The following is a 21,046-nucleotide window of genomic DNA, read 5'->3' as shown; positions in this document are numbered from 1 at the left end:
ATTTCGAGAGCCAACCGCCCGGACATGCCCCGCACCGCCGCACCGCTGAAACAGATCCGCCCGATGCGGCGTGCCGCGGCTGCACGCGTGGCGAAGGGTGGTGCGGGCAAGGGCGATCCGGGCAAGGGCAGTGCGGGCAAGGGCAATGCCAGCAAGGACGATGCCACCCGCGGCGGTGGAACCACCACGCAGCGCATCGCCGACGCCATCACCACCGCCATCGTCGAGCGCCGCCTGATGCCCGGCACCAAGCTCGCCGAGCAGAAGATCGCCGACATCTTCAAGGTCTCGCGCACGCTGGTGCGCCAGGCGCTGAACCAGCTGAGCCGCGACAAGCTCGTCACGCTCGAGCCGGCGCGCGGCGCGCGCGTGGCCGAACCGAGCGTCGACGAGGCGCGCCAGGTGTTCGAGGTGCGCCACCTGGTCGAGGCGGCGATGGTGCGCCGCGCCGCCGGCGAACTCGACGCCGCGCAGATCGCCGAGCTGCGCGCCCACTTGGCCGCCGAGCAGGCGGCGGTGCAGCGCACCGACGTCACCGGCCGCACGCGGCTGCTGGCCGATTTCCACGTCGTGCTCGCGCGCATGCTCGGCAACGAGGTGCTGGCCGAGCTGCTGGCCGACCTGGTGTCGCGCTCGTCGCTGATCTCGCTGATGTACCAGTCGGCGCATTCGGCCGAGCATTCCTTCGAAGAGCACGTGGCCATCGTCGACGCGCTGGAGCGGCGCGATGCGCGCGCCGCGGTGCGGCTGATGCAGGTCCACCTGCGCAGCGTCGAGCGCAACCTGAGCCTCGCCCCGCGCCTGCCCCATCCTGCCGGCACCGCGCCGGCCCCTGCCTGAGTCCGACCCGGAACCCGCAGCCATGCCACCACTGTCCTATCCCCGCGATCTCGCCGGCTACGGCGAACACCCGCCGCATGCCGAATGGCCGGGCGGCGCCCGCATCGCGCTGCAGTTCGTGCTGAACTACGAAGAGGGCGGCGAGAACAGCGTGCTGCACGGCGATGCCGGCAGCGAGCAGTTCCTGTCCGAGATGTTCAACCCGGCCAGCTACCCGGCGCGCCACCTGTCGATGGAGTCGATCTACGAATACGGCTCGCGCGTCGGCGTGTGGCGGCTGCTGCGCGAGTTCGAGCGGCGCGCGCTGCCGCTGACGGTGTTCGGCGTGTCGATGGCGCTGGAGCGCCACCCGGAGCTGACGCAGGCCTTCGTCGAGCTCGACCACGAGATCGCCTGCCACGGCTGGCGCTGGATCCACTACCAGCAGGTCGACGAGGCCACCGAGCGGCAGCACATGGATATCGGCATGGACATCATCCACAAGCTGACCGGCGATCGCGCGTTCGGCTGGTACACCGGCCGCGACAGCCCGAACACCCGCCGCCTGGTGGCCGACTACGGCGGCTTCGAATACGACAGCGACCACTACGGCGACGACCTGCCGTTCTGGCTGCAGGTGCGCAAGACCGACGGCAGCCTCGCGCCGCACCTGGTCGTGCCGTATTCGCTCGACACCAACGACATGCGCTTCTCGCTGCCGCAGGGTTTCGCGACCGGCGACGATTTCTTCACCTACCTGCGCGACAGCTTCGACGTGCTGTACGCCGAGGGCGACGAGTCGCCGCGCATGATGAACGTCGGCATGCACTGCCGGCTGCTCGGGCGGCCGGGGCGCTTCCGCGCGCTGCAGCGCTTCCTCGACCATGTCGAGGCGCACGACCGGGTGTGGGTGTGCCGCCGTGTCGACATCGCACGCCACTGGAAGAGCGTGCATCCGTTCAACGCCGACAACGCCTGGGTCTGGCGATGAGCATCAGCCTGCAGCAACTGAACGAAGCCTCGGTCGAGGGCTTCGTCGCACTGCTCGACGGCGTGTACGAGCATTCGCCGTGGATCGCCGAGCGGGCGTTTGCCGCGGCGCCGTTCGCGAGCCTCGCGCAGCTGAAGCATGCACTGGTGCGGGTGGTGCGCGATGCGCCGCGCGACGAGCAATTGGCGCTGGTGCGGGCGCACCCGGAGCTGGCCGGCAAGGCCCGCGTCGCGCTGACGAGCGAGTCGGCGAGCGAGCAATCGGTGTCGGGCCTGATGCAGTGCTCCGAGCTCGAGTACGCGCGCTTGCAGGCGCTGAACGCCGCCTACCGCGAGCGCTTCGGCTGGCCGTTCATCCTGGCGGTGCGCGGCCCGCGCGGCAGCGGGCTCACGCGCGCGCAGGTCATCGAGACCTTCGCGCGCCGCGTCGACGGCCATCCCGACGTCGAGCTGGCCGAATGCCTGCGCCAGATCGACCGCATCGCCGAGTTGCGCCTGGACGACAAGTTCGGCAGCGAGCCAACGCTCGGCAACCAGGTGTGGGACTGCGCCGAGCTGCTCGCGCAACACACCGATCCGGGGTATGCCGAGCAGGGCCAGCTGACCGTCACCTACCTGACCGACGCGCACGCGGCCTGCCGCCGGCAGCTGGTGTGCTGGATGCAGGATTGCGGCTTCGACGAGGTGTCGGTCGATGCGGTCGGCAACGTGGTCGGCCTCTACCGCGGCCACGATGCCGCGGCGCCGCGGCTGCTCACGGGCTCGCACTTCGACACCGTGCGCAACGGTGGCCGGTACGACGGCCGGCTCGGCATCTTCGTGCCGATGGTCTGCGTGCGCGAACTGCACCGCGCCGGCCGCCGGCTGAAGCACGGCATCGAGGTGGTCGGCTTCGCCGAAGAAGAAGGCCAGCGCTACAAGGCGACCTTCCTCGGCTCCGGCGCATTGATCGGCCAGTTCGACGCCCGCTGGCTCGACCAGCGCGATGCCGACGGCATCCCGATGCGCGACGCGATGCGTGCCGCCGGCCTCGACCCCGCGGCCATCCCCGCGCTGCGGCGCGATCCCGCGCAGTACCTCGGCTTCGTCGAGGTGCACATCGAACAGGGCCCGGTGCTCGACGAACTCGACCTGCCGCTGGGCGTCGTCACGTCGATCAACGGCAGCGTGCGCTACCTCGGCGAAGTGATCGGCCTCGCGAGCCACGCCGGCACCACGCCGATGGACCGGCGCCGCGATGCCGCGACCGCGGTGGCCGAGCTGGCGCTGTATGTCGAAGCGCGCGCCGCCGCGCAGCCGAACCTGGTCGGCACCGTCGGCATGCTGAACGTGCCGAACGGCTCGATCAACGTCGTGCCCGGGCGCTGCCGGTTCAGCCTCGACCTGCGCGCCACCACCGACGAAGCGCGCGATGCGCTGGCGCGCGACGTGGTGGCCGAGCTGCAGCAGATCTGCCGGCGGCGCGGCGTGCAGCACACGCTCGAAGAAACGCTGCGCGCGTCGGCCGCGCCGAGCGCGCCGGACTGGCAGCGGCGCTGGGAGCGCGCGGTCGAGGCGAGCGGCCTGCCGGTGCACCGCATGCCCAGCGGCGCCGGCCACGACGCGATGAAGCTGCACGAGGTGATGCCGCAGGCGATGCTGTTCCTGCGCGGCGGCAATGCCGGCATCAGCCACAACCCGCTCGAGACCATCACCAACCACGACGCGCAGCTGTGCGTCGAAGCCTTCCAGCACCTGCTGGATCACCTGGAGACGACATGAGCGACGACGCGTATGCGCGCCTCGATGCGTGGATCGACGCGCATTTCGACGAGCAGACCCGCTTCCTGCAAGCACTGGTGCAGGTGCCCACCGACACTCCGCCGGGCCACAACGCGCCGCATGCCGAGCGCACCGCGGCCTTGCTGGCGGAGTTCGGCTTCGAGGCCGAACGGCATGCGGTGCCGGGCGACGACGTGCGCGCGGCCGGCCTGGAAAGCATCACCAACCTGATCGTGCGTCGCCGCTATGGCGAGGGCAGGACCATCGCGCTGAATGCGCACGGCGACGTGGTGCCGCCGGGCGACGGCTGGACGCACGGCCCGTACAGCGGCGACATCGCCGACGGCAGGCTCTACGGCCGCGCGTCGGCAGTCAGCAAGAGCGATTTCGCGACCTACACCTTCGCGGTGCGCGCACTCGAAGCGCTCGGCATGCCGCTGAAGGGCGGCGTCGAGCTGCACTTCACCTACGACGAGGAGTTCGGCGGCGAGCTCGGCCCCGGCTGGCTGCTGGCGCAGGGTCTGACGAAGCCCGACCTGCTGATCGCCGCCGGCTTCAGCTACCAGGTGGTGACGGCGCACAACGGCTGCCTGCAGCTGGAAGTGACGGTGCACGGCCGCATGGCGCATGCAGCGATCCCCGACACCGGCATCGACGCGCTGCAGGGCGCGGTCGCGCTGCTGAACGCGCTGTATGCGCAGAACACGCAGTACCGGCAGCTCACGTCGAAGGTGCCGGGCATTCGCCACCCGTACCTGAATGTCGGTCGCATCGAAGGCGGCACCAACACCAACGTGGTGCCGGGCAAGGTGGTGCTGAAGCTCGACCGCCGGATGATCCCGGAAGAGAACCCGGTCGAGGTCGAGGCGGCGCTGCGCGCGGTGATCGCCGAAGCGGCCGCGCAGGTGCCGGGCATCACGGTCGAGATCCGCCGGCTGCTGCTGGCGCGTGCGCTGCAGCCGCTGCCGGGCAACCAGCCGCTGGTCGACGCGCTGCAGCGGCATGGCGAAGCGGTGTTCGGCGAGCCGATCCCGACCTCGGGTTCTCCGCTGTACACCGACGTGCGGCTCTACAGCGAGCGCGGCATCCCGGCGGTGATCTACGGTGCCGGGCCGCGCACGGTGTTCGAGAGCAACGCGAAGCGGGCCGACGAGCATGTGGTGCTCGACGACCTGCGCCGCGCGACCAAGGTGGTGGCGCGCGCGCTGCGCGATCTGCTGTAAGCGCATGTCCGGCGTCGGGCGGGCCGAGCGCCAAGCGGGCCGAGCGCCGGGCCGCCCCAAGCCGGCCCGCATCCCCCCGGGGGATCGACCGGCGTACCCGCCGGGCGAGGGGTCAAGGCACCACGGCCGACAGCTGGAACATCAGCGCCGAGTTGCCCAGCACGTTGACCTGGGTCGACAGCGTGGGCGTCAGCTGCCAGCCGACCGTCAGCACCAGCCCGGGCGAGAAGCCCTTGTAGTTCAGCGGCACCTTGTCGTCGAACGGCGGCTTGTAGCCGTAGATCAGCCCGGCGGTCCACTGCGCATAGAGCCGGTTCCAGTCGCTGAAGTCGGTCAGCCGCTGACCGACGTAGGCATAGGCGCTGGGCTGGCCGAACGAGTTGCTGAAGTAGGTGAGGCCCGAGACCACGCCGTTCGGCCGCTCGCGCTCGACGCCGAGCATCCACACGTACTGGTGGTCGGGGTCGCGCGAGTAGTGGTACGTCAGCGGCGAGTACATCAGCCGCCAGACATTCTCGGCCGGAGCCGTCGATGGCGCGGGGGCGGCTACAGTGGCCGGCGGCGTGTCGGGCGCGTCGGTGGCGGCGGGTACGGTGTGCGCAGGGGCGCAGATCGACACGCCGCAGGCGCACACGGCAGACGCCAGGGCAGGAAACTTCATGGCGGTGATTGTCGCGAACTCTCGACCCGGTTTTTGGAGGCAAGCGTCCAGGCGTGTCGGATGGCTGTGTACGCGTTGGTGTGCGCTGGTGTCGTGCGTCATCCTGCTGCACGGCTGTGCGTGGTGGGACCTGAAGCAGAGGCAATGGGTGTTCCGACCCTCGCCGGGCCAGCCGGCCGAGTTCGCGCTGCGTGCGGGTGACGTGTCGTATGCGGTAGCGGTGCCGGGCGCGACCCCCGGCGTGCCCGATCGCCTGCAGCTGTGGTGGATGCCGAATGCCGATCCACAGGCGCCGACGCTGCTGTACCTGCACGGCACCTTCCGCGCGCTGTACCGCAACCTGCCGAAGATCGACGCGCTGCGCGACGCCGGCTTCTCGGTGCTGGCGGTCGACTACCGCGGCTGGGGCGAGAGCACGCCGCTGATCCCGTCGGAGGCGACGATCCTGGCCGATGCCGACACCGCATGGGCCGAGCTGGTGAAGCACCAGTCCGATCCGCGGCGGCGCGTGATCTTCGGCCATTCGATGGGCGGCGGCGTGGCGGTCGACCTGGCCAGCCGCAAGCACGGCGGGCGCGACTACGGCGGGCTGATCCTCGAATCGACCTTCACGCGCTTGCCCGACGTGGCGGCGGCGCTCGGGGTGCTCGGCACGATGGTCTCGTGGCTCGCGAACGAGCAGTTCGATTCGGTCGACAAGATCGGCCGCATCGATGCACCGATCCTGATCATGCACGGCGGCGCCGACGACACGGTGCCGGTGACGCTCGGGCGTGCGCTGCGCGACGCGGCACCGGCCGGCACGCGCTGGGTCGAGTTCAGCGGCGGCTCGCACAGCCGGCTGCATGACGACGACCCGGCGCTGTACCGCGAGGCGGTCAGGTCGATGATCGCGCGGCTGGTGCCGCCGACCGTCCGTTCGCCCTGAGCCTGTGGGCGGGCCGCGCCCACAACCGTTCGCGCCGAGCCTGTCGAAGCGTTCTTCGCAGGCTCAGCCCGAACGGGTCTCCTGCCCGCTCAACTCCGGACCCGGCGAGTACGGCGCTGCCAATCCGACATAGTCTTTCCGCAGCGGCCACGCATAGTCCCCGCGCTTGCTCGTCCCGAGCCCGATCGCGACCAGTCCCTCGGCCAGCTTGACCGCCGCGGCCACGCCGTCCACCACCGGCACGCCCAGTTCGGCCTGCAGCCGCGCGCACAGGTCGGCCATCCCCGCGCAGCCCAGCACGATCGCGCCGGAGCGGTCGCGTTCCAGCGCCTGGCGCGCGCTCGCCAGGATGCGCGCATGGGCGTCGCTCGCCGGGTCGTCCAGTTCCAGCACCGCGATGTCGGTGCCGTGGATGCCGCGACAGCGCCGCTCGAAGCCGTACTGCAGCACCAGGTGCTCGGCGATCACGCAGGTGCGCGTCAGCGTCGTGACGACCGAGAACCCGGTCGCCAGCAGCGATGCGCAATGGAACGCCGCCTCGGCGATGCCGATCACCGGCCCGCGCGCCAGCTCGCGCGCGGCATGCAGGCCGGGGTCGCCGAAGCAGGCGATGACGTGCGCGTCGGCGCCGTCCCGTTCGCCGGCACGCACCTGCTCGGCCACGCCGGCGGCGGCCCACACATCGTCATGGTGGCCTTCGATCGACGGCGCACCGAAGCTCGGCTGCACCGCGTCGATCACCGTGCCGGGCGACGCCACCGCGCGCGCGGCCTCGCCGATCTTGGCCGTCATCGACGCGCTGGTGTTGGGGTTGATCACGCGGATCTTCATGGTGGGTTCCTCAGGTCTGCGGGCTACTTTGTATACAAAGCAAACCCGAACAGGGCAAAACCTGAGCAAGTCGTGCGCCCGTTCCGAGGCGCAGTGCCGCCCCAAATCCGGGCGGACGGCCACGACAAGGATCCCACTTGGTGCGCCTCGCGGGGGCTTTCGGGGCGGCATCCCGTGGCACATGCTTTGCATACAGGTCGGTCCATGAAGCCCGACTCGTCCCTGGTGCTCACCTCGCTCGTCAAGCGTTACGGCGACACGGTCGCGGTCGATGGCATCGACCTGGCGATTCCGTCCGGCAGCTACTGCTGCCTGCTCGGTCCCTCGGGCTGCGGCAAGACCTCGACGCTGCGGATGATCGCCGGGCATGAGCTCGCGAGCGACGGGCAGATCCTGCTCGGCGGCAAGTACATCACCTACAGCGCCGCGGCCGACCGCGGCACCGCGATGATGTTCCAGAGCTATGCGCTGTTCCCGCACCTGAGCGTGCTCGACAACGTCGCCTTCAGCTGGAAGATGCGCGGCAGGCCGCCGGCCGAGCGCCATGCGAGGGCGCGCGAGCTGCTGGCGCTGGTCGCGATGACGCCGTACCTCGCGCGGCTGCCGAGCGAGCTGTCCGGCGGCCAGCAGCAGCGCGTGGCGCTGGCGCGCGCGCTGATGACCGAGCCGCGCGTGCTGCTGCTCGACGAGCCGCTGTCGGCGCTCGACCCGTTCCTGCGCGTGCAGATGCGCGCCGAGCTGAAGCGCTGGCAGCAGGAGCTCGGTTTCACTTTCGTGCACGTGACGCATTCGCAGGAAGAGGCGATGGCGCTGGCCGACCAGGTGGTCGTGATGAACCAGGGCCGCATCGAACAGACCGGCTCGCCGCGCGAGGTGTTCAACGCGCCGCGCAGCGAGTTCGTCGCGCGCTTCATGGGCGCGCACAACGTGATCGCATCGGCGGCCGGTGCCGTCGCGGTGCGCGCCGATCGCATGACGCTCGCGCGCGAAGCGGCCGGTGCGTCGCGTGCCGCCGCCGTCAAGGCCGTCGAGTACCAGGGCACGTACGTGCAGGTGAGCCTGGCGCCGCACGGCGAGCCGGCCGACACCCAATGGACCGCGACGCTGCCCGACGCGCGCTTCGACGCCGCGCCGTTCGCACCCGGCGACACCGTGCACGTCAGCTGGGCCGCGGCCGAAGCGCACGCGCTGGCCTGAGCCGCCCGGCCGAGATTCATCCCCGAGAGTCCGCATCACCCATCACCCCGAGGAGCACCCGATGACCGACCACCAAGATCCGAACGGCACGCCCCGACTCGGCCGCCGCACGCTGCTGAAGGGCGCCGCCGCCGCCGGCGGCGCGCTGGCCTTCCCGTTCGTGCACGCGCAGGAGAAGATCACGCTGCGCTACCTGGGCACCGCGGTGAACCAGGACAAGGCCATCGCCGACAAGTTCAAGGCCGACACCGGCATCGAGATCCAGTACATCCCGGTCACCACCGACGACGTGACCAAGCGCGCCGTCACCGCGCCGAACTCGTTCGACCTGATCGACACCGAGTACTTCTCGCTGAAGAAGATCCTGCCGACCGGCAACCTGCTGGGCATCGACACCAGGCGCATCAAGAACGCCGACAAGATCACGACGCTGTTCACCAAGGGCGAGGTCGGCGGCAAGAAGGTCGGCGACCAGGGCACCGCGCCGAAGAAGGTGATGTACGTCGCGTCGCCGACCGCGAAGGACTTCGCGAAGGAGCCGACGCAGTTCATGACGCTGATTCCCACCGTCTACAACGCCGACACGCTGGGCATCCGCCCGGACCTGATCAAGCGCCCGATCGAATCGTGGAAGGAACTGCTGAACCCGGAGTTCAAGGGCAAGGCCGCGATCCTGAACATCCCGTCGATCGGCATCATGGACGCGGCGATGGTGGTCGAGGCCGCCGGGCTGTACAAGTACCCCGACAAGGGGAACATGACGAAGAAGGAAATCGACCTGACGATCAAGACGCTGATCGAGGCGAAGAAGGCCGGCCAGTTCCGCGCGCTGTGGAAGGACTTCAACGAGAGCGTGAACCTGATGGCCTCCGGCGAGGTCGTGATCCAGTCGATGTGGTCGCCGGCCGTCACCGCGGTGCGCACCAAGGGCATCGCCTGCACCTTCCAGCCGCTGAAGGAAGGCTACCGCGCCTGGGCCGCCGGCTTCGGCGTGCCGAAGACGGTGAGCGGCAAGAAGGCCGACGCGGTCTACGAGTTCATCAACTGGTTCCTCGACGGCTGGGCCGGCGCATACCTGAACCGCCAGGGCTACTACAGCGCGGTGCTGGAGACCGCGAAGGCGAAGATGGAAGCCTACGAATGGGCCTACTGGATGGAAGGCAAGGCGGCGTCGCAGGACATCAAGTCGCCCAACGGCGACCTGCTGGCCAAGGCCGGCAGCGTGCGCGACGGCGGCAGCTACGAGACCCGCATGGGCGGCATCGCCTGCTGGAACGCGATCATGGACGAGAACGCGTACATGGTTCAGAAGTGGAATGAGTTCGTAGCCGCTTGATGAGCCCCCCAGTCGCTGCGCTCCTGCCCCCAAGGGGCGCCACCCCTGGGCCCGGCAAAGCCGGATCCCGGGGCGTTGCTTGATCCGCCATGAAGCCCATCCGCCTCACCGCATGGCTGCAAGCCGCACCGTTCACGCTGGTGTTCGTGCTGTTTCTCGTGCTGCCGTTGCTGCTGGTGCTGGCGGTGAGCTTCTGGCGTGCCACCGACTACGAGCTGATCCCGGCCTTCACGCTGCAGAACTACCTCGACGTCTTCAGCGAGACCACCGTCCGCACCTACCTGTCGACGCTGAAGTTCTGCTTGCTGGTCTGGCTGGCCACGCTGCTGATCGGCTTCGCGGTGGCGTATTTCCTCGCGTTCCATGTGCGCTCGGTCGGCATGCAGACGCTGCTGTTCGTGCTGTGCACCGTGCCGTTCTGGACGTCCAACGTGATCCGCATGATCTCGTGGATTCCGCTGCTCGGGCGCAACGGGCTGATCAACCAGGGGCTGCAGGCGATCAACGTCATCGACACGCCGATCGAGTGGCTGCTGTTCAGCGACTTCTCGGTGGTGCTGGCCTTCGTGCACCTGAACACGATGTTCATGATCGTGCCGATCTTCAACTCGATGATGCGCATCGACCGCGCGCTGATCGAGGCCGCGCGCGACAGCGGCGCGAGCGGCTGGCAGACGGTGTGGAACGTGGTGGTGCCGCTGTCGCGCACCGGCATCATCATCGGCTCGATCTTCGTCATCACGATCGTGATGGGCGACTTCGTCACCATCGGCGTGATGGGCGGCCAGCAGATCGCGTCGGTCGGCAAGATCATCCAGGTGCAGACCTCGTACCTGCAGTTCCCGATGGCCGCGGCCAATGCAGTGATCCTGCTGGCGGTGGTGCTGATGATGATCTGGGGCCTGACGCGGCTGGTCGACATCCGGAAGCAACTCTGATGCACGTCGACCGCCGCCCCCGCAGCTTCTACGCGCTCGCCGCCGTGTTCGGTGCCTTCGTGCTGTTCCTGTACGGCCCGATGATTGCCATCTTCGTGCTGAGCTTCCAGGGCCCCGAAGGCGGGCTGACGTTTCCGATGCGCGGCGTGTCGCTGCACTGGTTCGCGAAGCTGTGGGAAGGCATGGGGGTGGTCGACATCGCGGCCGCGTTCCGCCGCTCGGTGGCACTGGGCACGGTCGTGATGGGATTGACGGTGCTGCTGTCGCTCGGGGCGGGCCTCGCGTTCCGCAAGAAATTCACCGGCTCGGGCCTGCTGTTCTACACCACGGTGGCGAGCCTGATCATGCCGTCGATCGTCGTCTCGCTCGGCATCGGGCTGCAGTTCCGCCTGATCGACACCGCGTTCAAGGCCGTGCTGGAAAGCCTGGGCGCGACCAGCCTGCTCGAAGGCTACGGCACCGCGATGGGCCTGTACACCTCGGCGCTCGGTGCGCACCTGACGTGGACGCTGCCGTTCGGCCTGCTGGTGATGCTGGTGGTGTTCAACCGCTTCAACCCGGCCTATGAAGAAGCGGCGCGCGACCTGGGCGCGACGCCGTGGCAGGGCTTCCGCCACGTGGTGCTGCCGCTGATCGCGCCGGCGCTGGTGGGGGTCGGCATGTCCGGCTTCACGCTGAGCTGGGACGAGATCGCGCGCACCTCGCAGGCGATCGGCGACGTCAACACGCTGCCGCTGGAACTGCAGGGGCTGACCAGCACCGTCACGACGCCGGCCATCTATGCGCTCGGCACCGTGACGACCATCGTGTCGTTCATGGTGATGGGCTGCACGCTGGCGCTGGTGAAGTGGCTCGGCAAGCGCCGCGGCGACCGACAATGACGCATGCCCGCCCGCCAGGTCCGCACTGAAGATCCGACGCCGCCGCCGGTGGCCGCCGACCGCGTCTACGACGCCATCTATGCCGCGGTGATCGACCACCGCCTCGCGCCCGGCTCGCGGCTGCGCGAGGAGGAGCTGGCGCAGACCTTCGCGGTGTCGCGCACGCTGGTGCGGCAGGCGCTGCACAAGCTGGCGCAGGACGGCGTGATCGTGCTGCGGCCGAACCGCGGCGCGCAGGTGCCCGAGCCGACGCGGCGCGACGGCGAGCATGTGTTCGATGCGCGGCGCGTGGTGGAGTGCGAGGTCGCGCGGCGGCTGGCCGGCAAGCTCAGCACCGAGCAGCTGGCCGAGCTGCGCCAGTTGGTCGACGCCGAGGCGCGCGCGACGAAGTCGCAGAACAAGCAGGAGGCGATCCGGCTGTCGGGCGAGTTCCACCTGAAGCTGGCGCGCATGAGCGGCAACCCGATCTTCGTGCGGCTGCTCGAGGAGCTGCTGCCGACCACCTCGCTGCTGATGGCGCTCTACAAGTCGCCCGGCGAGCCGATGTGCGTCGCGCACAGCCACCAGCAGTTGCTGCAGGTGATCGCGAAGGGGGCCGGCGCGGGCGCGTCGACCGAGATGCGGCGGCACCTGAACGAGATCGAGAAGTCGCTGTCGCAGCCGGCGGTGAAAGCGGGGCCGGCGTTGCGCGACGTGTTCAGGGCGTACCGAACCTAGGCGGACGCGAAGCGGTACACCCCGTCGCCGCCCACCGAGCGCACCAGCTTCCCCGCCAGCCACAGCGCATGCAGGTGCGCGATCGACTCCCCCATCGCGAACGTCGTCTGGTGCAGGTCGAGCTTGCGGCTGAACAGCACCGTCAGCAGGTCGGCCGCGCTCTGCGGCGTCTCGGCGCAGGCTGTCATCACGTCGGCAAAGCGCTCGTCATGGTGCGTCACCAGCTGCTGGATGCGCGTGTGCATGCCGCGGAACGGTCGGCCGTGCGACGGCAGCACCAGCGTGTCGGCCGGCAGCGCGTTGAAGCGCTGGATCGATGACAAATACAACGGCAGCGGGTCCGCCTCGGGCTCCAGGTCGATCACGCTGACGTTGGTCGAGATGCGCGGCAGCAGCATGTCGCCCGAGATCAGCACGCCGAGCGCGGTGCAGTACAGCGACATGTGCTCCGGCGCATGCCCGTAGCCCGAGATGCACTGCCAGCCATGCCCGCCGATGGTCAGCACCATGCCGTCGAGCAGCCGGCGGAACGCGGCCGGCACCTGCGGCACCATCGTCGCGTAGTAGTTGCTGCGCGCCTTGATCTTCGCGACCGCCTCCGGGTCGGTCAGCCCGTGGCTGGCCATGAACGCCGCTGCCGCCTCGCCGCCGAAGCCGGTGGTGGAGGTGCTGGCCAGTCGCGCCGCGTTGTAGTCGGTCGCGCTGATCCACAGCCGCACGTTCCAGCGTTCGGTCAGCCAGTGCGCCAGCCCCATGTGGTCCGGGTGCATGTGCGTCACGATCACCCGCAGCACAGGCAGGCCTTGCAGCTCGGTCGCGAACACCTGCTCCCAGGCCGCGCGCGTCGCGTCGTTGGTGATGCCGCAGTCGACGATCGTCCAGCCGGCGCGGCCGTCGATCTCGTCGCGCAGCAGCCAGAGGTTGATGTGGTCGAGCGCGAACGGCAGCTGCATGCGCAGCCAGCGCACGCCGGGCGCCACCTCCAGCATCCGGCCCGTCTCGGGCAGGACCTCGCCCAGCGGGTACTGCAGCGCTCGCTCGAGCTCGTTCATCGGCTTGGGGGTGGGTGTCATGGGGGCGGCTACACTTTACGTATACGTCAATCAGCCGATTCTAGGTTTTCATGCCGCACGCTGCTGTCGCCGAGGCGTCCACCCCGTCGCCCACCCCGGGAATCACCTACACGATCAGCGAGCTCGCGCGCGAATTCGACCTGACGACGCGGGCCATCCGCTTCTACGAGGACTGCGGGCTGCTGTCGCCGCAGCGCGCCGGCCGCAACCGCATCTACACCGCGCGCGACCGCACGCGGCTGAAGCTGACGCTGCGCGGCAAGCGGCTCGGGCTCACGCTGTCCGAGGTGAAGGAGCTGGTCGACATGTACGAGTCGCCGCGCGACACGCAGGCCCAGCTGAAGAAATTCCTCACCGTGCTGGCGCTGCACCGCCAGCAGCTGGAGCAGCAGATGGCCGACCTGCACGTCACGCTCGACGAGGTGCGCACGCACGAGAAAGAGGCGAAGCGGCTGCTGAATTCGCCCTGACCGACCGCCCCATCCCCCGATTGATCACAAGACCCACGGAGACGACCCCATGAACCTGCCCGGACTCGACTTCCAGCTCGGCGAAGACATCGATGCGCTGCGCGACACCGTGCGCGCCTTCGCCGAAGCCGAGATCGCCCCGCGTGCCGCCGAGATCGACCGCAGCGACCAGTTCCCGATGGACCTGTGGCGCAAGATGGGCGAGCTCGGCGTGCTCGGCGTCACCGTCAGCGAGGCATACGGCGGCGCCGACATGGGTTACCTGGCCCACATGATCGCGATGGAAGAGATCAGCCGCGCGTCGGCCAGCGTCGGCCTGAGCTACGGCGCGCACAGCAACCTGTGCGTGAACCAGATCAAGCGCAACGGCAGCGAGGCGCAGAAGCGCAAGTACCTGCCGAAGCTGATCAGCGGCGAGCACGTCGGCGCGCTCGCGATGAGCGAGCCGGGCGCCGGCTCCGACGTGATCAGCATGAAGCTGAAGGCCGAAGACAAGGGCGGCCACTACCTGCTCAACGGCACCAAGATGTGGATCACCAACGGCCCCGACGCCGACACGATGGTGGTCTACGCGAAGACCGAACCCGAGCTCGGTGCGCGCGGCGTCACCGCCTTCATCGTCGAGAAGGGCATGAAGGGGTTCAGCACCGCGCAGAAGCTCGACAAGCTCGGCATGCGCGGCTCGCACACCGGCGAGATGGTGTTCCAGAACGTCGAGGTGCCGGCCGCCAACGTGCTGGGCACGCTGAACGGCGGCGCCAAGGTGCTGATGAGCGGGCTCGACTACGAGCGCGCGGTGCTGGCGGCCGGGCCGCTGGGCATCATGCAGTCGGTGATGGACAACGTGGTGCCGTACATCCACGACCGCAAGCAGTTCGGCCAGAGCATCGGCGAGTTCCAGCTGATCCAGGGCAAGGTCGCCGACATGTACACCGTGCTGCAGGCCGGGCGGGCCTTCTGCTACACCGTCGGCAAGAACCTCGATGCGCTCGGCGTCGAGCATGTGCGCCAGGTGCGCAAGGATTGCGCGAGCGTGATCCTGTGGTGCGCCGAGAAGGCCACCTGGATGGCCGGCGAGGGCGTGCAGATCTTCGGCGGCAACGGCTACATCAACGAATACCCGCTCGGCCGTCTCTGGCGTGACGCGAAGCTCTACGAAATCGGCGCGGGCACTTCGGAGATCCGGCGGATGCTGATCGGCCGCGAGCTGTTCGCCGAGACGATGTGAATATGCTGTGCCGAACCGATTTGCTGACGGCTTTTTGACAGCTTGGGGCGAATATCGCGCGGCACCCAAAAAGCAAGAAAAAACTCCGCGCATCAATTCACATCGGCTTGCAAATGAATCGCGGAATGACTAGGGAAATCCCGGCCCGACTTTCTAAGATGCTGCCCATACGGCGCCGTTCGCGCCATACCGGAACATCTGATGGACACCAAACCGACTTCCGCTGTGCAGCGCATCCGTCTGCACACGCTGGCCGTCTCCGGCCTGCTGGCTGCCACGCTGGCCCTCCCGTTCGCCGTGCTGGCCGCCGATCCGATCGTGATCGGCCAGGTCGCACCGTTCAGCGGCCCGCAGGCCGTGACCGGCAAGGCGATGAATGCCGGCGCGAAGCTGTACTTCGATGCCGTGAACCTGAAGGGCGGCGTGCGCGGCCGGCCGATCAAGCTGGTGACGCGCGACGACGCACAGAAGCCCGAAGACAGCGTGCGCCTGACGCGCGAGCTGATCGCCGCCGAGGCACCGGTCGCGATGATCAGCACGGTGGGCACCGCCAACCTCGAGGCGCTGGCCAAGGACGGCGTCTACACGCAGACCAAGACCTCGCTGGTCGGCGCGGTGTCGGGTGCGGCCACGGTCGTCAAGGCGCCGGGCATGCACATCGTGAAGGCGAGCTACCACGACGAAGTGGGCCGCCTGTTCGACCAGCTGTCGCATGTCGGCGTGAAGCGCGTCGGCCTGGTCTACCAGGACGACGGCCTGGGCAAGGACGTGCTGGCCGGTGCGCAAGCGGCCGCGCAGACGCATGGCATCGAACTGGCGGTGGCCAGCGGCTACCCGCGCAACACGGTGCAGGTCGAGAAGTCGGTTGCCGAGATCATCGACTCGAAGGTACAGGTGGTGTTCCTCGGCGCGACCACCGCGGCCGGCATCGAGTTCGTCAAGCAGTACGCCGCGAAGGGCGGCCAGGGCATCCTGTACGGCATGTCGATCATCGACACCGATGCGCTGCTGAAGGCGCTCGGCCCGGAGCGTGCGCGCGGCTATGCGTTCTCGGTGGTGCTGCCGCTGCTGCAGCAGAGCAACCTGGCGGTGGTGCGCGAGTACATGCAGCTGAAGGCCGCATCGAACAACCCCGACCTGTCGGCCCGTTCGATCGAAGGCTTCATCGCCGCGAAGGCGCTGGTCAAGGTGCTCGAGACCAGCAGCTCGCTGACGCCGGCCGCGGTGACCGCGGCGCTGAACGCTGCCAGCGCGATCGACGTCGGCGGCTACACGCTCGACTTCAGCGTCAACGACAAGCCGGGTTCGCACTACGTGAACTTCGCGATGTTCGGCGCGAACGGCAAGATCCTCAACTGACGACGGGGTCCGCATCGTGCCCCGCGGGAGCGTGGGCATGACGGGACACATCGTGGCATTGGGCGGGGGCGGCTTCTCGATGGAGCCGGACAACCCCCGCCTCGACAACTACCTCCTCTCGCTCGCCCGCCGGCCGCGCCCGCGCGTGAGCTTCGTCGGCACCGCCAGCGGCGACAGCCCCGACTACCTGCTGCGCTTCTACAAGGCCTTCGCGAAGCTCGACTGCGAGGCCCGTCACCTGCCGCTGTTCGCGTTCGACCGCACGCTCGACCTGCGCGCCGAGGTGCTCGCGAGCGACGTCGTCTACGTCGGCGGCGGCAACACGCCGGCGATGCTCGCGGTGTGGCAGCTCTACGACCTGCCGGCCGCCTTCGCCGACCTGCTCGACGCCGGCGGCGTGCTGGCCGGCATCAGCGCCGGCGCGAACTGCTGGTTCGACCGCTACGTCACCGACAGCGTGCCCGGCGGCGGCGTCAAGGAGGGACTCGGCTTCGCCGCCGGCAGCTTCTGCCCGCACTACGACGGCGAATCGTGGCGCCGGCCGCTGGTCGAGCAGACGGCGCGCGCCCATGCCGGCGACTGCCTGGCCTGCGACGACAGCGCCGCGGTGCGGCTGGATGCGCAGGGCCGGCTGGTCGAAGCCGTCAGCTCGGTCGACGGCAAGCGCGCCCACCGCTGGACCGACGGCGAGCCGGTCGCGCTCGAAACCCGGCTGCTTCCCTGACCGCAGCAACTGCTTACACTGCCGCGTCTTCGCTGCACTGCAACATCATGACCATCGAACTGCAAGAACTCCTGGACAGCAACCGCCTGTGGGCGCAGCGCACCGAGGCGCGTTCGCCGGGCTTCTTCACCGGGCTGCTGGCGCAGCAGGCGCCGCAGTACCTGTGGATCGGCTGCGCCGACAGCCGGGTGCCGGCCAACGAGCTGGTCGACCTGGCGCCGGGCGAGCTGTTCGTGCACCGCAACGTCGCCAACGTGGTGGTGCACTCCGACCTGAACTGCCTGTCGGTGATCCAGTTCGCGACCGACATGCTGAAGGTCAAGCACATCATCGTGGTCGGCCACTCCGGCTGCGGCGGCGTCGCGGCGGCGCTGCACGACCGCCGCGTCGGGCTGGCCGACAACTGGATCTGCCATGTGAAGGACGTGCGCAACAAGCACCAGGCCTGGCTCGACACGGTGCAGGAATCGCGCCGCGTCGACGCGCTGTGCGAGCTGAACGTGATCGAGCAGGCGCGCAACGTCTGCCAGACCACGGTGGTCGAGGAGGCCTGGCGGCGCGGCCAGGACCTGGTGGTGCACGGCTGGTTCTACGGCCTGTACAACGGGTTGCTGCAGGACATGAAGATCACGATCGGCAGCGCCGAAGCGGTCGGCAGTGCCTACGAGGCGGCGCTGGCCGGCCTGCAGTCGCGCTATGCATCCATCGGGGCCACCACCGGCTGACGAGGCGCGCGCGATGTTCCCGCAGGCCCTCACCGACGCGCGCGCGTTCGGCATCGCGCAGGCGATGCTCGACGGCTTCAACCGGCACTACCGGTTGTTCCGCGCGGCCAGCGCCGGCGCCAAGCAGCGCTTCGAGGCGGCCGACTGGCACGGCCAGCAGCGCGCACAGCGCGAGCGCATCGAGTTCTACGACTTGCGCGTCGACGAAGCGGTCGAGCGGCTGCAGTGCGATTTCCAGGCCGGCACGCTGTCGATGGAGGTCTGGCAGGAGACCAAGCTGCACTACATCGGGCTGCTGACCAACCACCACCAGCCGGAGCTTGCCGAGACCTTCTTCAATTCGGTCACGACGAAGATCCTGCACCGCAGCTACTTCAACAACGACTTCATCTTCGTGCGTCCGGCGGTGTCGACCGAGTACATCGAGAACGACGAACCGGCCTCGCAGCCGACCTACCGCGCCTACTACCCGACGCGCGACACGCTGCGCGAGACCTGGCTGCGGGTGGTGCACAACTTCCAACTGGCCGGCGAGTTCGAGGACCTGGAGCGCGACATCGACCAGGTGCTGGCGGCGGTCGACGCGCAGATGGGCGATTTCCGGCCGCGCGCGAACTTCCAGATCCAGGTGCTGAGCTCGCTGTTCTTCCGCAACAAGGGCGCCTACGCGGTCGGCAAGGTGATCAACGGCTTCCGCGAGACGCCGTTCGCGTTGCCGATCCTGCACAGCGCCGGCGGCAAGGGGCTCACGGTCGACACCGTGCTGTTGAGCGAAGACGACCTGCTGATGCTGTTCAGCTTCGCGCGGGCCTACTTCCTGGTCGACATGGAGATCCCGTCGGCCTATGTGCAGTTCCTGCGCACGCTGATGCCGCGCAAGCCGCGCTCGGAGCTGTACAGCGCGATCGGGCTGCAGAAGCAGGGCAAGAACATCTTCTACCGCGACCTGCTCGCGCACCTGCGGCACAGCAGCGACACCTTCCGCATCGCGCCCGGCATCAAGGGCATGGTGATGCTGGTGTTCGACCTGCCGTCGTTCCCGTACGTGTTCAAGGTGATCAAGGACTTTTACCCGCCGCAGAAGGAAACCACGCGCGAGCTGATCAAGAGCAAGTACCTGCTGGTCAAGCAGCACGACCGCGTCGGCCGCATGGCCGACACGCTGGAGTACAGCAACGTGGCCTTTCCGCGGGTGCGCTTCGACGAGGAGCTGGTGGCCGAGCTGAAGCACTTCTGCGGCAGCCTGCTCGAAGAGGACGGCGACGACCTGGTGATCCGCCATGTCTACATCGAGCGCCGGATGATTCCGCTGAACATCTACCTGCAGGAGGCCACGCCCGAGCAGATGGAGCATGCGGTGATCGAGTACGGCAATGCGATCAAGGACCTGGTCGCGGCCAACATCTTTCCCGGCGACATGCTGTGGAAGAACTTCGGCGTCACGCGCAACGGCAAGGTGGTGTTCTACGACTACGACGAGATCGAGTACCTGAGCGATTGCAGTTTCCGGCGCGTGCCGGCGCCGCGCACCGACGAGGAGGAACTCTCGTCCGAGGTCTGGTACCGGGTCGGGCCGCGCGACGTGTTCCCCGAAACCTTCGGGCCCTTCCTGCTCGGCCACCCGGGCGTGCGCGAGGTGTTCATGAAGCACCACGCCGACCTGCTGGACGCCGATTTCTGGCAGCGCCGCAAGGAGCGCATCCAGGCCGGGCATGTGCACGACGTGTTCCCGTACGACCCGGCCAAGCGCTTCAAGAACCAGCGGAGGCTGCGCGCGGCGCAGCAGAACCCGGAATGACGACCCGTGCCATGACGACATTGAACGAACGCAGCCGCGCCGCGGTGTGGCACCCGTGCAGCCAGATGAAGCAGCACGAGACGCAGCCGCTGCTCGAGGTGGCCGCCGCCGACGGCGTGTGGCTGCTCGACGGCGCCGGCCGCCGCTACCTCGACGGCATCAGCTCGTGGTGGGTCAACCTGTTCGGCCACGGCCACCCGCACCTGCGCGCGGCGCTGCATGCGCAGCTCGACACGCTGTGCCACGTGATGCTGGCCGGTTGCACGCACGAGCCGGTGGTGGCGCTGTCGGAACGGCTGGCGCAGCTCACCGGGCTGGGCCACGCGTTCTACGCCAGCGACGGCGCGGCCGCCACCGAGATCGCGCTGAAGATGAGCGCCCACCACTGGCGCAACCGCGGCCGGCCCGGCAAGACGAAGTTCGTCGGGCTCGAAGGCGGCTACCACGGCGAGACGGTGGGGGCGCTGTCGGTCACCGACATCCCGCTGTTCCGCGAGGCCTACGGCCCGCTGGTGCGCCTGAGCGCGACGGTGCCGAGCCCCGATGCGCGCGGGGCCGCGCCGGGCGAGACGACGGCCGACGTCTCGCGCCGCTGCGCGCAGGCGCTGCAGGCGGTGCTGGAGGCGCAGCACGACGAGATCGCCGCGGTGATCGTCGAGCCGCTGATCCAGTGCGCCGCCGGCATGGCGATGCACGACCCGGCGTACCTGCGCGAGGTGCGCGCGCTGTGCGACCGCTACCAGGTGCACCTGGTGTGCGACGAGATCGCGGTCGGCTTCGGCCGCACCGGCAGCCTGTTCGCGCACCAGCAGGCCGGCATCCGGCCGGACCTGCTGTGCCTGTCGAAGGGGCTGACCGGCGGCACGATGGCGTTGTCGACGGTGCTGACGACCGACGAGGTGTTCGCATCGTTCTACGACGACCGCACCGCGCGCGGTTTCCTGCATTCGCATTCGTACACCGGCAACCCGCTGGCCTGCCGCGCCGCGCTGGCCACGCTGGAGATCTTCGGCCAGCGCGACTGGATGGCGCACAACGCCGCCACCGCGGCGCGGCTGGATGCGCTGTGCAAGCCGTTGCGCGCGCACCCGGCGGTGCTGCGCAGCCGCCGGCTCGGCATGGTGTGGGCGTTCGACATCGACAGCACCGACCCGCTGTTCGCGCGCCGCTACCACGCGGCCGCGCTGCGCCACGGCCTGATGCTGCGGCCGATCGGCAGCACGCTGTATTTCATGCCGCCGTACGTGATCGACGAGGCGGCGTGTGCGCAGCTGGCGCAAGGGGCGCTGGCCGCGCTGGAGGAGTGCACATCGTGAAGCCCGGCCACACCCGGTCGCCCGCCCACCCCCCGTTCGCCCTGAGCTTGTCGAAGGGCCCGATCATCCTG

At 69.0% G+C, this 21,046-nt stretch carries 20 protein-coding genes; 17 read left to right on the top strand and 3 right to left on the bottom strand.

Going from position 1 to position 21,046, the window contains the following annotated elements; genetic code table 11:
- Positions 1-24 precede the first annotated feature (24 nt).
- The 4 genes from FHT26_RS14600 to FHT26_RS14585 are packed head-to-tail and all read left to right on the top strand — an operon-like array spanning position 25 to position 4,793.
- Complete coding sequence (locus FHT26_RS14600) at positions 25-840, top strand: GntR family transcriptional regulator (RefSeq protein ID WP_168560843.1); 816 nt, start codon at positions 25-27, stop codon at positions 838-840.
- 22 nt (positions 841-862) lie between these two features.
- A complete protein-coding gene (gene puuE / locus FHT26_RS14595) occupies positions 863-1,810 on the top strand; it encodes an allantoinase PuuE (RefSeq protein WP_168560842.1) in 948 nt (315 codons plus the stop codon).
- A complete protein-coding gene (gene uraD, locus FHT26_RS14590; RefSeq protein ID WP_168560841.1) occupies positions 1,807-3,570 on the top strand; it encodes a 2-oxo-4-hydroxy-4-carboxy-5-ureidoimidazoline decarboxylase in 1,764 nt (587 codons plus the stop codon). The genes puuE and uraD overlap by 4 nt, the downstream gene beginning before the upstream one ends.
- Positions 3,567-4,793: a M20 family metallopeptidase gene (locus FHT26_RS14585; RefSeq protein WP_168560840.1), complete on the top strand. Its 1,227-nt coding sequence runs from the start codon at positions 3,567-3,569 to the stop codon at positions 4,791-4,793. The genes uraD and FHT26_RS14585 overlap by 4 nt, the downstream gene beginning before the upstream one ends.
- A 112-nt stretch (positions 4,794-4,905) precedes the next feature.
- Here FHT26_RS14585 and FHT26_RS14580 read toward each other — a convergent pair whose 3' ends face one another.
- Positions 4,906-5,454 carry an ABC transporter ATP-binding protein gene (locus FHT26_RS14580; RefSeq protein WP_168560839.1) on the bottom strand — a complete coding sequence of 183 codons (549 nt, stop codon included), beginning with the start codon at positions 5,452-5,454 and terminating at the stop codon, positions 4,906-4,908.
- 88 nt (positions 5,455-5,542) lie between these two features.
- Here FHT26_RS14580 and FHT26_RS14575 point away from each other — a divergent pair, with 88 nt between their 5' ends.
- A complete protein-coding gene (locus tag FHT26_RS14575) occupies positions 5,543-6,382 on the top strand; it encodes an alpha/beta fold hydrolase (RefSeq protein WP_168560838.1) in 840 nt (279 codons plus the stop codon).
- A 63-nt stretch (positions 6,383-6,445) separates the two neighbouring features.
- Here FHT26_RS14575 and FHT26_RS14570 read toward each other — a convergent pair whose 3' ends face one another.
- Positions 6,446-7,213, bottom strand: a complete 768-nt coding sequence (locus FHT26_RS14570; protein ID WP_168560837.1) for an aspartate/glutamate racemase family protein — start codon at positions 7,211-7,213, stop codon at positions 6,446-6,448.
- Between the two features lie 204 nt (positions 7,214-7,417).
- On the opposite strand from FHT26_RS14570, the gene FHT26_RS14565 reads away from it, so the two are divergent.
- From FHT26_RS14565 to FHT26_RS14545, 5 genes are all read left to right on the top strand, one after another.
- Entirely contained in the window at positions 7,418-8,410 is a 993-nt protein-coding gene (locus FHT26_RS14565; protein WP_168560836.1) for an ABC transporter ATP-binding protein, read from the top strand.
- Between the two features lie 61 nt (positions 8,411-8,471).
- Entirely contained in the window at positions 8,472-9,746 is a 1,275-nt protein-coding gene (locus FHT26_RS14560) for an ABC transporter substrate-binding protein (RefSeq protein ID WP_168560835.1), read from the top strand.
- Between the two features lie 89 nt (positions 9,747-9,835).
- Positions 9,836-10,684 carry an ABC transporter permease gene (locus tag FHT26_RS14555; protein WP_168560834.1) on the top strand — a complete coding sequence of 283 codons (849 nt, stop codon included), beginning with the start codon at positions 9,836-9,838 and terminating at the stop codon, positions 10,682-10,684.
- The gene (locus FHT26_RS14550; RefSeq protein ID WP_168560833.1) at positions 10,684-11,565 is read left to right on the top strand and encodes an ABC transporter permease; all 882 of its coding nucleotides are present in this window, start codon (positions 10,684-10,686) and stop codon (positions 11,563-11,565) included. The genes FHT26_RS14555 and FHT26_RS14550 overlap by 1 nt, the downstream gene beginning before the upstream one ends.
- A 3-nt stretch (positions 11,566-11,568) precedes the next feature.
- On the top strand, positions 11,569-12,282 hold the full coding sequence (locus FHT26_RS14545) for a GntR family transcriptional regulator (protein WP_168560832.1): 714 nt from the start codon (positions 11,569-11,571) through the stop codon (positions 12,280-12,282).
- Here FHT26_RS14545 and FHT26_RS14540 read toward each other — a convergent pair.
- Positions 12,279-13,334 (bottom strand): MBL fold metallo-hydrolase, encoded by a 1,056-nt coding sequence (locus tag FHT26_RS14540; RefSeq protein ID WP_168561030.1) that lies wholly within the window; start codon positions 13,332-13,334, stop codon positions 12,279-12,281. The genes FHT26_RS14545 and FHT26_RS14540 overlap by 4 nt on opposite strands.
- Positions 13,335-13,405: 71 nt before the next feature.
- On the opposite strand from FHT26_RS14540, the gene FHT26_RS14535 reads away from it, so the two are divergent.
- The 7 genes from FHT26_RS14535 (at position 13,406) to bioA (ending at position 20,975) form a co-directional block, all read left to right on the top strand.
- Positions 13,406-13,825, top strand: coding sequence for a MerR family transcriptional regulator (locus FHT26_RS14535; RefSeq protein ID WP_168560831.1), 420 nt, complete (start codon positions 13,406-13,408; stop codon positions 13,823-13,825).
- Positions 13,826-13,874: 49 nt separating this feature from the next.
- Positions 13,875-15,053 carry an isovaleryl-CoA dehydrogenase gene (locus tag FHT26_RS14530; RefSeq protein ID WP_168560830.1) on the top strand — a complete coding sequence of 393 codons (1,179 nt, stop codon included), beginning with the start codon at positions 13,875-13,877 and terminating at the stop codon, positions 15,051-15,053.
- A gap of 201 nt (positions 15,054-15,254) precedes the next feature.
- Entirely contained in the window at positions 15,255-16,412 is a 1,158-nt protein-coding gene (locus FHT26_RS14525) for an ABC transporter substrate-binding protein (protein ID WP_168560829.1), read from the top strand.
- A gap of 37 nt (positions 16,413-16,449) precedes the next feature.
- A complete protein-coding gene (locus FHT26_RS14520; RefSeq protein WP_168560828.1) occupies positions 16,450-17,136 on the top strand; it encodes a Type 1 glutamine amidotransferase-like domain-containing protein in 687 nt (228 codons plus the stop codon).
- Between the two features lie 47 nt (positions 17,137-17,183).
- On the top strand, positions 17,184-17,861 hold the full coding sequence (can, locus tag FHT26_RS14515; RefSeq protein ID WP_168560827.1) for a carbonate dehydratase: 678 nt from the start codon (positions 17,184-17,186) through the stop codon (positions 17,859-17,861).
- 13 nt (positions 17,862-17,874) lie between these two features.
- Complete coding sequence (gene aceK / locus FHT26_RS14510; RefSeq protein WP_168560826.1) at positions 17,875-19,659, top strand: bifunctional isocitrate dehydrogenase kinase/phosphatase; 1,785 nt, start codon at positions 17,875-17,877, stop codon at positions 19,657-19,659.
- Positions 19,660-19,670: 11 nt separating this feature from the next.
- Positions 19,671-20,975, top strand: a complete 1,305-nt coding sequence (bioA, locus tag FHT26_RS14505) for an adenosylmethionine--8-amino-7-oxononanoate transaminase (protein WP_168560825.1) — start codon at positions 19,671-19,673, stop codon at positions 20,973-20,975.
- Positions 20,976-21,046 lie beyond the last annotated feature (71 nt).

The organism is Rhizobacter sp. SG703 (genome assembly GCF_012275445.1).
Classification (GTDB): Bacteria; Pseudomonadota; Gammaproteobacteria; order Burkholderiales; family Burkholderiaceae_C; genus Rhizobacter.
This window is presented reverse-complemented; position numbering and strand designations above follow the sequence as displayed.